At 55.4% G+C, this 14,415-nt stretch carries 14 protein-coding genes; 7 read left to right on the forward strand and 7 right to left on the reverse strand.

Features of this window, described 5'->3' with window-relative positions; all coding sequences use genetic code 11:
- Positions 1-28 precede the first annotated feature (28 nt).
- A complete protein-coding gene (locus OHL22_RS13660) occupies positions 29-1,027 on the forward strand; it encodes an SDR family oxidoreductase (protein WP_263338243.1) in 999 nt (332 codons plus the stop codon).
- Here OHL22_RS13660 and OHL22_RS13665 read toward each other — a convergent pair.
- From OHL22_RS13665 to OHL22_RS13690, 6 genes are read right to left on the reverse strand one after another with little or no spacing between them, the layout of a single operon-like run.
- The gene (locus OHL22_RS13665; RefSeq protein ID WP_263338247.1) at positions 1,024-2,718 is read right to left on the reverse strand and encodes a GMC family oxidoreductase; all 1,695 of its coding nucleotides are present in this window, start codon (positions 2,716-2,718) and stop codon (positions 1,024-1,026) included. The genes OHL22_RS13660 and OHL22_RS13665 overlap by 4 nt on opposite strands.
- Entirely contained in the window at positions 2,718-3,467 is a 750-nt protein-coding gene (locus tag OHL22_RS13670) for a gluconate 2-dehydrogenase subunit 3 family protein (protein WP_263338250.1), read from the reverse strand. The genes OHL22_RS13665 and OHL22_RS13670 overlap by 1 nt, the downstream gene beginning before the upstream one ends.
- Positions 3,464-4,423, reverse strand: coding sequence for a hypothetical protein (locus OHL22_RS13675; RefSeq protein WP_263338252.1), 960 nt, complete (start codon positions 4,421-4,423; stop codon positions 3,464-3,466). Before OHL22_RS13675 ends, OHL22_RS13670 begins: the two co-directional genes overlap by 4 nt.
- Positions 4,420-5,082, reverse strand: a complete 663-nt coding sequence (locus tag OHL22_RS13680) for a cyclase family protein (RefSeq protein ID WP_263338255.1) — start codon at positions 5,080-5,082, stop codon at positions 4,420-4,422. Before OHL22_RS13680 ends, OHL22_RS13675 begins: the two co-directional genes overlap by 4 nt.
- Positions 5,079-6,188 carry an enolase C-terminal domain-like protein gene (locus tag OHL22_RS13685; protein ID WP_263338257.1) on the reverse strand — a complete coding sequence of 370 codons (1,110 nt, stop codon included), beginning with the start codon at positions 6,186-6,188 and terminating at the stop codon, positions 5,079-5,081. Before OHL22_RS13685 ends, OHL22_RS13680 begins: the two co-directional genes overlap by 4 nt.
- A 27-nt stretch (positions 6,189-6,215) precedes the next feature.
- The gene (locus OHL22_RS13690; RefSeq protein ID WP_263338260.1) at positions 6,216-7,961 is read right to left on the reverse strand and encodes a thiamine pyrophosphate-dependent enzyme; all 1,746 of its coding nucleotides are present in this window, start codon (positions 7,959-7,961) and stop codon (positions 6,216-6,218) included.
- Between the two features lie 172 nt (positions 7,962-8,133).
- Here OHL22_RS13690 and OHL22_RS13695 point away from each other — a divergent pair, with 172 nt between their 5' ends.
- From OHL22_RS13695 to OHL22_RS13720, 6 genes are all read left to right on the forward strand, one after another.
- Positions 8,134-8,565, forward strand: a complete 432-nt coding sequence (locus OHL22_RS13695) for a PPC domain-containing DNA-binding protein (RefSeq protein WP_263338262.1) — start codon at positions 8,134-8,136, stop codon at positions 8,563-8,565.
- Positions 8,566-8,623: 58 nt separating this feature from the next.
- A complete protein-coding gene (locus tag OHL22_RS13700) occupies positions 8,624-9,784 on the forward strand; it encodes a Gfo/Idh/MocA family protein (RefSeq protein WP_263338264.1) in 1,161 nt (386 codons plus the stop codon).
- A 111-nt stretch (positions 9,785-9,895) separates the two neighbouring features.
- The gene (locus tag OHL22_RS13705; protein WP_263338267.1) at positions 9,896-10,444 is read left to right on the forward strand and encodes a YciE/YciF ferroxidase family protein; all 549 of its coding nucleotides are present in this window, start codon (positions 9,896-9,898) and stop codon (positions 10,442-10,444) included.
- Between the two features lie 200 nt (positions 10,445-10,644).
- Positions 10,645-11,682 carry a DUF2252 domain-containing protein gene (locus OHL22_RS13710; protein WP_263338269.1) on the forward strand — a complete coding sequence of 346 codons (1,038 nt, stop codon included), beginning with the start codon at positions 10,645-10,647 and terminating at the stop codon, positions 11,680-11,682.
- Positions 11,683-11,802: 120 nt separating this feature from the next.
- Positions 11,803-13,122, forward strand: coding sequence for a Gfo/Idh/MocA family protein (locus OHL22_RS13715; protein WP_263338272.1), 1,320 nt, complete (start codon positions 11,803-11,805; stop codon positions 13,120-13,122).
- A gap of 18 nt (positions 13,123-13,140) precedes the next feature.
- On the forward strand, positions 13,141-13,479 hold the full coding sequence (locus OHL22_RS13720) for a DUF3175 domain-containing protein (RefSeq protein WP_263338275.1): 339 nt from the start codon (positions 13,141-13,143) through the stop codon (positions 13,477-13,479).
- Between the two features lie 118 nt (positions 13,480-13,597).
- On the opposite strand, the gene OHL22_RS13725 is transcribed toward OHL22_RS13720, so the two are convergent.
- Positions 13,598-14,263, reverse strand: a complete 666-nt coding sequence (locus OHL22_RS13725; RefSeq protein WP_263338277.1) for an HAD family hydrolase — start codon at positions 14,261-14,263, stop codon at positions 13,598-13,600.
- Between the last annotated feature and the right edge of the window lie 152 nt (positions 14,264-14,415).

Consider the following 14,415-nt stretch of genomic DNA (forward strand, 5'->3'; position numbering starts at 1 on the left):
TGTGCCGCGTGCATATGGAGGCAATGAGATGGGATCGAACCTCACGGTGGTCATTACTGGAGCGTCTGCTGGGCTCGGACGCGCCGTTGCTCATGAATTCGGCAAAATCGGCGCTCGAATCGGCCTGATCTCGCGTGACCATGCAGCGCTAGAAGCGACCGGCGTGGAGGTCGAGCATTTTGGCGGCACAGCAGCTACCTATGCGGCCGATGTGAGCGACGATCGGGCCGTGGAGAAGGCGGCTGCCTATTTCGAAGAACGCCTCGGGCCTATCGACATCTGGGTTAATAACGCGATGGTTTCAGTGTTCTCCCCCATTAAAGAAATGGAGGCTCCCGAGTTCCGTCGCGTCACCGAGGTAAATTACCTTGGCTATGTTCACGGCACTCTCGCGGCGCTGCGGAGAATGCTTCCTCGAAATCGGGGTCGCATCATCCAGGTGGGCTCGGCGCTCGCGGTCAGAAGCATACCCTTGCAGTCTGCTTATTGCGCCACCAAACATGCCATTGTGGGTTTCACAGATTCGCTGCGCTGCGAGCTCTATCACGACGAGAGCGACGTGAAAGCAATTGTGGTCCACATGCCGGCGATGAATACTCCGCAGTTTACCTGGGTAAAGAGCCGACTTCCGAATCTGCCGCAACCTGTGCCCCCAATTTACGAGCCGGAAGTTGGTGCAAGAGTGATTGTGCATGCGGCTTGCACTTCGTCACCGAGAAGAGAGTATTGGGTTGGCGGATCGACTGTAAAGGCGATTGTCGGACAGAAGTTGTTTCCAGGCTTGCTGGACTACTATCTTGGCAAAACCGGGTATAAAGCGCAGCAACGTGAGGAACCGGATTCTCCCGACCGGCAAGACAATGTTTGGCATCCTGTTTCAACGACGCTCGGCGCGCATGGGCCGTTTGATAGAAAATCGCGTTCGTTCAGCCTGCAGGCTGAAGTGTCGAAACATCGCGGCTGGTTTGTCTTGGGATGTGGACTGCTTGGTGCGGCGCTCTGCGCGAAGAGATTTTTCGCGCGCTAGGCAATACGCGGATTGCCTTTGAAGCGAGTGTAGGGCGGGCTGAGATCATAACGGATACCCGGCTCACTCAAATCGCGGCGGTTTGAAAAGAAAATCGCATCGCCCTGCTTGATGAGGTAGTCGGCCGTTCGCGCGGCCAGGGCTTGAATCGTGAGGCCGGGATTCGCAGAGCCTTGCGTCGGGAGGATACTGCCGTCGCAGACAAAAAGATTCGGAATATCATGCGTGCGACCGAATTTGTCCACGACCGAAGTGGAGGGATCGCGTCCCATTCTCGCAGCACCGACCAAGTGAGCAAATCGAGATTCCTGCACAACTTGCTTCGCCCCGGCGGCCCACATGATCTCCATCACCTTTTGCTTTCCGAATTCAATGAGCTTTTTGTCGTTGTCATGCAAATTGAACGTTACCTTCGCAACCGGCAGGCCATGCTGATCTTTCTCTTCTGCGAGCTCAACGCAGTTGTCCTCCCACGGTAGGATCTCGCCCAGGACCCCCAAAGTCGACCAGTGGTTATAGTCCATCATGACGCGGCGCATACCCCACCCCCACGCCCCCATGGCCGCGACCATCTGTTTCGCAAATGCAACGGGCAGCGGTCCGACCGTCTGGATTGCAAAACCGCGGGCGAATCCTCGACGCGGATCAGTCTCATAGAATTCTTCGCTCAAAGCGTGCGCAGGTGGGGCCTTGTAGAGCCGAATCAGCTCTTCGAAGCGCCCGGCGACAACATTGCCGGCCTGGGCCATTAGATACTTGCCAAGCGTGCCACTTGAGTTCGCGAGACCCTGACGATGGCCGGGACATGCGGAGTTCAGGAGCAGGCGCGGCGTCTCAATGGCATAGCCAGAGACGATTACTGCGCGCGCCCTCTGAAATTGTTCTTTTCCTTCGCGATCGAAATAGAAGACGCCATCGACTCGGCCATCCTGTCGCACACTCACTCGTGACGCCATTGCATGGGCTCGAATTTCAGCGCCATGCGAAATGGCATTGGGCACGTGGGTGATTAGGGTGCTGGCTTTCGCCCCAACCTTGCATCCCTGGATGCAAAAGCCACGATAGATGCAGTGTGGGCGATCGCCGTGAGAAGCGGAGAGAATTGCGACTGGACCCCCGGCAACCGAACGGATGCCAAGCTTCGTGCAGCCGCGAACCAGCACGTCACCCCGCCCACTCAGCGGATGCGGTCCGTAAGGATGGCCATGTGGGTCTCCCCAGGGAAACCAGGCCGGACCTGCAACCGGCATTTCGCGTTCCAGCAGTTCGTAGTAGGGCTTCAGATCCCAATACGACATGGGCCAGTCGACGCCTACGCCATCTTCAGAGTAGACCCGAAAATCGGAGGGATGAAAGCGCGGCGCAAAGGCGGCCCAGTGTACGGAACCTCCACCGACACCTTTGCCGCAATTATTCGAACCGAGCGCCAATGGATCTGTTCCGCCGGTGATGCGCAGGTCGTTCCAGTAGAGTTCATGCGAACCTTTTTCGTCGCTCACCCAGTCTTTCTCGGTATCCCAGAAGGGACCAGCTTCGAGGGCAACCACGCGGAATCCGGCACGAGCCAAACGCTGCACCAGCACTCCGCCTGCGCTGCCGACCCCGACGATGCAGTAGTCTACGAGATCGTTTTCCTGAAAACGACGCATTGGCGATGGAAGCGTCTGCATGGCGCCCAGACGGTGCGGCATCAGTGACTTCCTTTGTGATCGTGCTCTGAGCCTCGCTTAGAAGCGCTTTCTTCCCGCAATTCCGATAGCGAATCGACCGGCGCATTCCACTCGTAACGACGTTCGTCTTTCTCCCATGGTTCCGGCAGACCGTTTTCAAGCCGCATGTATCCGCGTGGATATGCCGGACCGCCGAAACCGATCTCATCCCATGCCCACGGGTGCGAATAATAAGCCGTTACGCAATCTTCCATCAGCATTGCCCAGAATCGGCGTACCGGCATCTCTTGCCATGCCGCGTTGGCGGGCTCCGGTTTTCCATCGTGGAGCGACATCAGGATCAGCTCCTGCCAATGCACGGTGAGGGCATGGAACGATTGTTGAAAGCGATGTTGGGCCATCTCTTCGATAGCTTTGATCGCAAGCCTATAGGCTTCCCGGTCCGGCGGCATATCTTCATATCGAAAGCCGTTGAGCGAATTCTTGTAGAGTCGCTCGTCGAGAACGGAAAGGATCGGAATCGTTCGCTCTTCTGCGCGATCATCCTGAGGCATTACGCGATCGATGACCGCGCGGAGCAGAGTTGCTTCCTTCTCAGAAAAGAATCGAATAGGTGCCGTCTCCGTGACGCGCTTGGTAACAGTCTTTCGCGTCGCATCTTCCCAACTCCTTTTTTGCGCCATCGTGCTATAGCCGGGGTAAAACCCCGGTTGTTCCAAATCTTTCAGGTCGCCGCCTGTCGCGAGATATGGAAGCGATTTCTTCGTCATCGCCTCTCCCTTCGCAGAAGACTGGCTAGCAGGCCAAGAAAGCCGCAGGCAGCGAATAAGAGTGGAGCAAAGATGGGAGGACCGTAAAGCGTGTTGTAGAGCGGCTTTTTGATGCCGCCCGGCCTGCGGACAATGCCGCGGGCATGGTAGTAAAAACCTATCGCGCCATCGGCCAACGCCAAAGCGGACACAGCCGGCAAAGCGGTGTTGGCAATGCGGCGGCTTCTCACTGCTCCGACTGCTGCAGCCATAACGAGGGGCGCCAACAGTACTGGCGTCCACTGAGCCTTGAAGCGAAAGTTGGACTTGTAGTGGGAGTAGAGTGCCTCAAAGCCGCTGAAGAATGCCCATAGAACCGTAAGGGCAGAAAGATGCTTCTGGAATCTGCCATGACGAAGGTCACTCCGCCAGCCGGAACTTTCAGACTCGATTGCTGCGCCTACCCGTTCTACGGTCGGTTCCAAGTCCTCTTCTCGACGCAGGTACGATGCCATCAATCCCAGATAGGCGCTTGTTCCGAACAGCAGCGGCGCAAAGATCGGCGGACCCATCACGATGTTTGTGACTGGCAGGCTCCATCCGCCCGGCTTCCGCGCAATGCCTCGGATGTGAAAAAAGAATCCAATGACCCCATCAGCGAGCGTAACAATACTGATCCAACGAAGAACAGTGCGAGCAGCGAATCGGCTAAACACTCCCACGAGGCCGGCGCCGGCAAGCGCTCCGCTCAGAACGACCGGCGTATACATCACCGGATTGCTATAGCTGCCCTTGTAATGCTCGTAGCCAACTTCGAGTCCGCTCGCGACGCTCGTCGTGGCGACGATCAGACAGAGGCTGCGCTGAAAGCAGCCTTCGCGCAGATGCTCAAGCGCCGACGTGAGTGTTTCAGCTAAAGGAGCGGGCAGATTCCGATTTGCACTCTGCTCCAACGTATCGGTCAGGATAAACGTCATGCCAGCTCACCTGTGTCCCAGGCGACGGCCCTGGTCCATGCCCCACCTGCTCCCCGAATCAGCACCGGAAAGGCAGCAAAATGGCGTATTCGCCCGTCAATCATGGCATCCGGTACGCGAATATCTTCGATGATGAGCTTTTTTCTACTCAGCAATACTTTGTGAGCGGCCGTCTCCTTTTCCGGATCGTCATACCCGCCGATACTCAGTCCTTCGATCCCCACGCCATGTATACCGAGCGAGATCAGATATTCCGCTCCCTCGCCGGTGAGATAGGGCCACGCGGTAAGAAACTCTTTGGTAAGAGCCCGCTTTTCAGCCCAGCCGGTCTTGAGCAACACGATCATTCCCGCCTTGATTTGATCGGCATGCCGTTCAAAATCTCTCGCGGCAAGGTCGCTGCCGGGCTCTTTGTGTCGCAGGTCGAGAGCAATACAAGGCGCATGAAAGTGGCTTAGCGGAAGGGCGTCGATGGTCTCTGCTTCTGGAAAGAAATGGAATGGAGCATCCACGTGTGTTCCGGTGTGGGTCATCAAGTCCAGGTGCTCGACATTTGCCGATTCGATGGCAGTGAGATGCGGGATGGTCATCGTGGTGGGACGAAACTTCGGCCATTGCGGAACATTATTGAAGATCGGCTGGCTCAGGTCGTAAATCATTTGTTCCTCCAGGCGAGGAACCGCTCCGCATCGTGATGCTTGAAGATCAGGCCCATGCCGGGCCGCGAACGATCGGGCTTTAACTCGCCATCCTTGGGTGCGATGAAACCATCGAACAGCATCTCCTCGATGCGTGCGTGATCGTGAAAGTACTCGACGTGCCGGAACTTCGGAACCGCGCAACCGATGTGCATGTGAAGGGATGGTGCACAATGCGCCGAGATGGGATAGCCAAAGCTCGATGCGATGGCTGCGCCTTCAAGGAAACCAGTAAATCCCTTGCAGCGGGTCGCATCCAACTGCAAGACATCGACCGACTGCGCCTCAAGCATTTGCCTGAAATAGAGGGAATCGTAGCCGTATTCGCCAGCGGCTATCTCCATCACGCCGGCAGCATGATCGCGCACCCGACGTAAACCGTCCAGGTCATCGGAACTGACAGGCTCCTCAAACCACCTAACATTGAAGTCAACAAACTTCCGCGCAAAAGCGATTGCCTGCCGAGTGTCGTAAGCGCCATTCGCATCCACAAACAGATTGGTTGAAGCGCCGATGGCTTCGCGCGCCACACGAACTCTCTCAAGATCTGCGTCTGGTTCCGCGCCGATCTTCATTTTGACGCTCTTCAATCCCTGTTCAGACCAGCCGGACAGTTGTTTCGCCAATTGCGTATTGCTGTACGTGGTAAAGCCACCACTGCCATAGGCAGCCACGCTCGAATGAAGCGGCCCGAGAAGATCGACCAGAGAGTGGCCCAATAGCTTTGCCCTCAAATCCCAGAGTGCGATGTCGAGAGCCGATATCGCCATCGAAGCAATCCCGCGGCTCCCGTCGTTTCGCACCTGCCTGAGCATCGTCGCGTAAAGCGCCGACACATCGAGAGCCGCGCGATGCAAAAGGCACTTCTTTGCGAGGTGTTCAGCCACAAATGCGGTGGCTTGATTGCCGTAGGTGTATCCAAGCCCAACAAGATCGGCAGCGTGGATTTCGCAAACGATGAGAGTGGTCGAATCCCACTCGAAAGTACCATCGCCTTCGGGAGCATCCGTCGGAATCGTATAGGCGGAGACAGCTACTTTTCCTACCGGAACGTCCGACATTGTCATATTGGCGGCGGCTCCTCATTTGCGTGATTACACTAGTTCACGAACCTTATCGTGCGCGTTCGTCAGAACGATCTTCATGCGGTTTGGCTCGCCGCGAACCAGAGCCTCAGCCAGTTTCAGTGCCTGACCGGCCTTGATCTTTGCCGGCATAGGCGGCGTAAATTCATCGACAACCGCCTCGATGAGAACCGGACCTGGACGGCCCATTACACTCTCTAATTGAGATCCGCATGTTGCCGGATCTTCGACCTGGATCGCATCGATTCCAGCGCCACGGGCAATCGTGACAAAATCGGCGGGGTAAAGGTCGCACGCATATTCGGGATTGCCCAGGAAGACCATCTGCTCCCATTTGATCTGTCCCAGTGTATTGTTCTTGATGACGATGATCTTGATGTTGAGCTTGTAGGCGGCGACGGTAATCAACTCGCCCAGCAGCATACTCAGGCCACCATCACCGATGACGCAATACACCGGCCTGTCCGGATAAGCTACGGCGGCGGCAATGGCATAAGGAAGGCCACATGCCATTGTGGCGAGATTACCTGAGCAACTATGCTTCTGGCCGCGCAAAGCTGGAACATAACGCGCCCACCATGTTGTGATGGTTCCTGAGTCCGAGGTGACAATCGCATTCGACGAGATGCGCTTTCCCAACTCCCAACCTACGACCTGCGGCTTCATCGGTTTGTCGCTCCGGGTTCCGCGTTCTTCCATGAGTTTTTGCCACTCCGCTTTGCCCTTCTGGGCTTTCTCGAGGAAGCCCTTCTCGTGCTTTTCAAGCAGCGGCAGCAGTGCTCGCAGGGTATTTTTCGCGTCTCCCACCAGACCAACGTCGGCTGGATGGCGAAGGCTGATGCGTTGCGGATCGATATCGATCTGGACACACTTGATCGAGCCTGGCTCAGGGAGGAATTCGATATACGGGAATGATGTTCCCACCATCAATAATGTGTCGCAGGCCTCGATGGCATCCTGTGAGGGTTCGGTGCCAAGCAGGCCTATCCCGCCCGTGGTGTAAGGGCTGTCGTCCGGCACGGCCGCCTTGCCGAGCAGAGCTTTGACAATGGGCGCACCGAGCGTCTCAGCAATTTCCTCCAGTTCCTGGGTAGCATGTAGCGCGCCTTGCCCAGCGAGAACTGCAATCTTTTTTCCGCGATTGAGAATGCCCGCCGCATGTTCCAGCTCGATTCGGGCCGGAAGCTGATCAAAGTAGGCCGGCACAGCCGAAGTGTGATGAACAGGGTTTCGCTCCGACCGGCCCTTCTTGATTTCCTGAACCTGAACATCGACTGGAATAGTGATGTGTGCGACGCCGCGGGAAGCCAGAGCGGTGCGGATCGCCAGATCGGCCACGCTTTCCATATGCGCTCCACTCATGATCCGCTCGTTGTATACCGCCACATCGATGAAGAGCTTGTCCAAGGCCACATCCTGCTGAGTGAACGTGCCGATCAAATCGCTGTGCTGGAGTCCGGTGATCGCCAGCACCGGCGCATGGTCCATCTTTGCGTCATAGAGCCCGTTCAGCAGGTGAATTCCTCCCGGACCTGAGGTTGCGATGCACACTCCTAGCTTGCCGGTGAACTTGGCATAAGCGCACGCCATGAATGCGGCTGCCTCTTCATGCCTGACATGAATGAAGCGAATCCGTTCTTTTTCTTTGCGGAGCGACTCAAAGACCCCATTGATGCCGTCGCCGGGTAGGCCGAAGATGGTGTCAACACCCCAAGCGAGTAGCCGTTCTACAAGTACGTCCGATGCATTTGTCATCTTGCTCTCCGGAACAGAATGGTCCTACGGTGCGGACAGACGGTTGGATGCGCATTTCCTCTTCTAAGTCATTTGCGTGTAAATCGGGAAAGTTGGTGAGCTCCTCAATATCAATCGAGAAGACTGATCGAACGCAGCTTCCAACCTCAGCATCCAAGGCGCAGGAGTAAGAATGCGATCACGCCAGGTTGCCGAAAATCCCAAAACTCTTGTCGTCATCCTCGATACCGGAGATGAAATACTAGCCGCGCTCAAATCGGTGGCGGGAGTGGAACATCTGGCAGCCAGTAGCTTTAAGGCCATAGGCGCTCTCAGTGCGGTCGAATTGGGCTGGTTCAATTGGACGACCAAGAAATATGAGACTGCGGTCAACCTTCAGGAGCAGGTTGAGCTTTTGTCACTCATTGGAGACATCGCCCTCAAAGACGGTGAACCGCAGGTCCATGCACATCTGGTCATTGGAAGACAGGATGGGTCAGCTCATGGCGGTCACCTGCTGAGCGCAACCGTTCGTCCAACCTGCGAGATCGTCATTACCGAAAGCCCCAAACATCTTCAGAAAGAGATCGATCCTGAATCTGGTATTGCTCTGATTCGCCCGTGAGCAATGAACTGGTCACCCGTGCGCGCTTACAGCATCCTTGAATCAAAAGAGGACATTTATGGGGATCAAAGAATTGATTGGAATGGAATCCGACCGCAAGATTCGATACGCAATCGTTGGACTCGGCGATATCGCTCAAGAGGACATGATGCCCGGCGTTGATCATACGGGTAACTCGGAAATCACCGCGCTTGTCACCTCGGATCCGGTGAAAGCAAAAGAGTTGGGAGAGAAGTACAAAGCGGGGGCGGTCTTTGCCTATGAGCAGTTCCCTGAGGCGCTAGTCTCCGGAACCTTCGACGCGATCTATTTGGCCACCCCGAACTGGCGTCATGCAGAATTCATTGTCCCTGCTCTGAAGGCCGGCATCCACGTTCTTACGGAAAAGCCGCTCGAAATCTCGACTGCTAAGTGCAAAGAAATTCTCGATGCACAAGCCACATCGACGGCCAAGCTCATGGTCGCGTACAGGCTTCACTTCGAACCGGCAACGCTCGACACGATTGACAGAATTCGATCCGGTGCCTTGGGCGAAGTCCATTTGTTTGCATCGACTTTCTCGCAGCTGGTCGACCCTGAGAATCATAGAGTTAAGAATGGAGAACTTGCCGGTCCGGTCTTTGACATGGGGCCTTACCCGGTCAATGCATCGCGCTACGTCTTTGAAGACGAGCCGGTAGGAGTCGTATCCGCGGTCGGAACGAAACACACGGATTCCGGCTTTCCGCAGGACTTTTATGACACAGTGGCGGTAACGCTGCGCTTCCCGAATAACAGACTGGCACAATTCAACCTGTCTTACTTCGGCAATCCATCGAGTTCGCTGGTCGCCGTCGGTACTAAGGGGACCCTGGAACTCGATCCTTCGTACACCTTCGGCAAGGGGCTGAAGCAGGTAATCGCTATCGGTGAAAAAACAGAAGAGAATTCGTTCAAGAATACCGATCACTTCGGCGGTGAACTCAAATACTTCTCCGATTGCATTCTGAATAATGAGGACCCCGAGCCAAACGGAGAAGAGGGCTTTGCCGACGTTCGTGTGCTGGAGGGCATTCTGGCAGCGCTGGAGAGTGGAAAGTCCGTCGAACTGACTCCGTTTCAGAAAACGCGGCGAATTGATACCGAACGCCAGAAGGTCGATCTAAGGGCGGTTTCCACTCCCGAACTCGTCCATGCCAGCAATCCTGGCAGAGACACGGACAAGAAGCCAAAGAACTGATTGCTGCCCGTCTCGCTCCGGCTCGGAGTCTCGCTCTTCTTCGAATCCCGGCCCACAAGAAGCGCAATTTCGCATCCAACCACATGCACGGCGATCCGAGGAGGACACATTATGCCGGAAAAGGGACTGAAAGAGCTTTTCATTGACGAACTCAAAGATCTGTACAACGCCGAAAACCAATTGGTGAAAGCGTTACCGAAGTTGGCGAAGGCGTCGGAATTTCCTGAGCTCAAAGCAGGCTTCGAAGAACATCTCGAGCAAACCAAGGGTCACGTAGAACGCCTCGAAAGCATTTTCGTGAAATTGGGAGAAGATCCCAAAGGGAAAAAATGCAAAGGGATGGAAGGGCTTGTGGAAGAGGGGGCCGAAGCCATCGAGGAATACGAAGGCGCGGTTCGCGATGCCGCGCTCATCGGCGGCGCTCAACGGGTCGAGCACTACGAGATGGCGGGCTATGGAACCGTGATCGCGATGGCGAAGCAATTGGGCGAATCGAGCCACGCCAAGCTGCTCGAACAAACGCTGGAAGAAGAGAAAGAAACGGATGCTAAGTTGACATCTCTATCCAAGAAAGTGAATCCAACGGCCGCAGACGGCCAGAATCAGAGCAAGAGGGTCGAGGCATCGACAAAGAAGACGGCATCGCATCACGCTGCATAATCCAAGCTAGCTCGGGTTACTGGGCTTCGAGTGCAACACCATTCGAAGTCCAGGTTCAATCAAACTGTGCGTCATCGGGTATCTCTCCGCAAGCATTCTCGGTGTAAGCCTTGAGACAATCACAAGCCCGAAAACGGCGAGTCCAGAAGGTAGCGCATGACCGCGACATTCAAAGCGCGACTGCTCGATACGAAGCATGGATGCGAAGTTGTTCGACCGTTATTCAGTCAGATCTCCGCACAAAGCACGACCTGATGAAAGGAAGTCCGTTTGGATTCCTGAGGGGCACCTTCTATAGGTGGGCTCAGTTGTGGTCATCTGTGTGCGCCGATGTCTGCGGCGCTCCCAAAGTTCTCGCGGTCGGCGACCTGCACGTAAACAGCTTCGGTACGTGGAGAGACGCCGAGGGACGGCTTTGCTGGGGCGTAGATGACTTCGACGAAGCCTTTCCGTTGGCCTATACAAATGACCTGGTTCGCCTGGCGGCCAGCCTGAAAATTGTGGTGGATGCAGATGGCCTTTCGATCAAGTTCAAGGACGGCTGCGATGCGATCCTCCGAGGGTATTCGGAATCCCTTCACGAGGGAGGATGTCCGATCGTTCTCGCCGAACGAGAGCAGAAACTCGGAAAGCTGGGAGTCGATAGCTTTAAGCCGCCTTCCAACTTCTGGGCAAAATTGAATCGGCTTCCCGCAGTTCGCCGGCCGCTCGCCAAAGATCTGAAGCGCGCTCTTGAAAGGACGTTACCCGAAGCCGGTATCGAGCACAAGGTTGTCAGGCGGCAGGCAGGCTTGGGGAGCCTTGGGCAGGAACGATTCGTCGCAATCGCGAAGTGGCAAGGTGGGTTCATCGCACGCGAAGCGAAGCTGATGGTTCCTTCAGCATGTTCGTGGCTGCATGATCGGGGCGAGAAAGGCCAACCCTGGTACGAAAAAGCCATCAGTTCTGCCGTCCGGTCGCCTGACCCATTTCAAGTGATTGATGGATTGTGGCTGATCCGCCGTTTGTCTCCCGATTCCAATCCCATCGATATACAAACGCTTCCCAAGCACAGTGACGAAGAAACGCTTCTTGCGGCCATGGGTTCGGAAACGGCAAATGTGCATTTGGGCACGAAGCACCAAGTCGCGAAAATTCTGATGGATTTGAAAGATCGAAAACGAAATTGGCTTGAGGACGCTGCTGTTCGGATGGCGAGGATTCTCGAAAAAGACTGGAAGCGGTATCGCGAGACTTGACCGCGTATTTTCGGACGATTGTTCGGTACGGCCTGCTGCTTGTGAAGCGCGCAGCCACTTTCGAGCTTCCTGTGAGGGTATAGAAATGCTCACAATATTCAAATTGGCATCTGAATACGCATGAGCGCTGATGCCTACAGCCCTGATGTCGAACGCCCTCTGACACCGTCCGAGGCTTCGGTCTCCCATTCTGTTGGTCGACGGCAGTTCCTGCACAGTGCAGGAGGAATGCTCGCCGCTGCTGGTCTCAGCCCACTCGGCGTTGGGCAAAATCTCCAGGATGCATCGAATGGTCAGGACTACGTCTCTCTTCCTCCTATTGAGGATCCCAAAACGGAAGGTGAGGACAAAGCGCCAGGCCCCTTCGAATCCTCCGACCAGCGTATTGGTTTCACCATCGTTGGAATCGGTCATCTGACCATCAATCAGATCCTTCCGGCTTTTGGACGCAGCGAATTCTGCAAACCGGTGGCTCTCGTGAGCGGGAGTCCGGACAAGGCGCTAAAAATAGCCGCTCAATATGGCGTCAAACCAACGTCGATCTATAGCTACGCGAATTTCGAACGGCTGGGTCAAAATCCGGACGTCAAGGTCGTTTATATCGTGCTGCCCAATAGCATGCACGCTGAGTACACCGCGCGAGCGGCGAAGATCGGCAAGCACGTTTTATCTGAAAAGCCGATGGCTACTTCGGTCGCTGATTGCGAAAAGATGATTGCGGCTTGCCGATCCGCGAAGGTCAAGCTGATGGTCGCTTACCGTCAGCAATACGAGCCCATGAACCGAGAAGTCCTGAAGATGATACGAGCAGGCAAGGTCGGAACCTTGCGTAGTTTTCTGGCCACCCTTACTCAGAACCAGGGCGATCCAAGCCAATGGCGTCTGCATAAAGCGCTGGCTGGTGGCGGATGCCTTCCTGACGTGGGAATTTATTGCCTCAATGCCGCACGTTTCTGGTCTGGCGAAGAGCCGATTGAAGTATTCGGTCAAACATTTCAACCACAAGACGATCCACGATTCACTGAGGTCGAAGCGACCTGCAATTTTACGCTGCGCTTTCCTTCCGGTCTCCTCGCTTCCTGCAATGCGGGCTACGCTGCCCATCGAAGCTCATTCGCCAGAATGGAAGGAGCCGAAGGCTGGATTCAGCTCTCTCCATCTTTTGGCTATAGCGGCCTCAAGTTACAGTACAACAGACTTCTGGAAAGCCACGGAACTGATTTCCTTCCAAGCATCAATGAGAAGGATCAGTTTGCACTCGAAATGGATCATATGGCCGAATGCGTCATGCGCGATCGGCAGCCGCATACGCCGGGCGAGGAAGGTGCCCAGGATATCCGGATTATCGAGGCGATTTATGAATCCGCGCGTATTAACCGGCCAGTCAAACTTCCGCAGCCGCCATCGCCAACGCGGGGTCCGGGTTTAAGCGAATCGTAGTCGTTATGGAGGGGAACCATGGCAACCAAAAAGTCTGCGAAGAAATCCGCAAAGAAGTCTTCCACACCACCATCGAAGCGCTGGTCCGCCAAAGTCACTACCGATTCCACCAAACCAGGCCCAGGTCTCTTCAAGAAGAGTGGTAAAGCCATCGCTGAGGGTCTCGCCAAAAAAGCAGTAAGCCCCAAAGGACCCGGCCAAGCGATGCAGATGTTGAGCTTCTACGAGAACCGCGGTGGCAAGAATCTATCCGAAGAACGCAAGCGTGCACTTGAAATGGCCAAGACAATCCTTCGGAGCAAGGAAGGCAAGGCCACGTCGAAAGCAGCCACTCACAAAACGCCTGCAAAAGGCTAATTTGCCTTAGAACTGATGCGCCTTCATTTATCGCTCGGCCCGTGCCTTCTCGTTCCGGTTATCTCAGCTCTCGCGTTTTGCGACGTAGACAAGTGAGCTTCCGCACATCTCATTCTATTCAACGTGCGAACGGCGACTGATCGAAATTCCGTACGATGTCTGCAGCATCCGCATAGACCGCGATCGCACCTGCATCTTGCAACTGCTCCTTCTGCCAACCGCCCGACTGTACGGCCACGGCTCTGACCCCCGCTTTACCTGCTGCTTCCACATCCCAAGGAGTATCACCAAGAGCCAAGGCTTCACTCGCTTCCACTCCGAGGAAATTAAGAGCGGCCTGGAAGATGTCGGGGGCAGGCTTCGGCTTCTCCGCTTCGTCTGCCGTGGCATCCTCTTCGACCAGGTCATGAATCTTGAGTAGCGTTTTGAACACCTCAAGATCACTCTTTTCACTGGATGTCGCTACAGCAATCCGCAGATGTCGCTTCCGCATGAGTTCAAGCAGCCTGCGCGCGTCCGCGAAGGGCACAATGCGATCGATGTACTCGCGGTGAAACAACGCTTTGCGGAAGGCGTTAATCTCCTTTTCCTGAGAGCGCAGTTTGTCTATCGGAACGAAGTTGGGCAACAGATACTCACCGCCCTTTCCGATCTGCTTCACGACGGCGTCAAAAGTGGCGTTGTATCCGAAACGCTTCAGTGTGCGCATCCATGACTCTGCGTGAAAGCTGTTGCTGTCCAGTAGCGTGCCGTCAATGTCCAACAATACGGCCTTCAAACTCATAGAGATGTTGGATGCGCTCTGCGACAACGCGAATCTCGACTAGCTGCCGACTTTCCTTGGCGTGAGGAGATCGGTCTCGTGATAGCCGTGTCGGAAGTCGCGACGTTGGATTGTCGCAATGTAGCCGCAGTGTCGAATAGACTCAGATCCCG

The organism is Acidicapsa dinghuensis, assembly GCF_025685685.1.
GTDB classification, from domain to species: Bacteria; Acidobacteriota; Terriglobia; order Terriglobales; family Acidobacteriaceae; genus Acidicapsa; species Acidicapsa dinghuensis.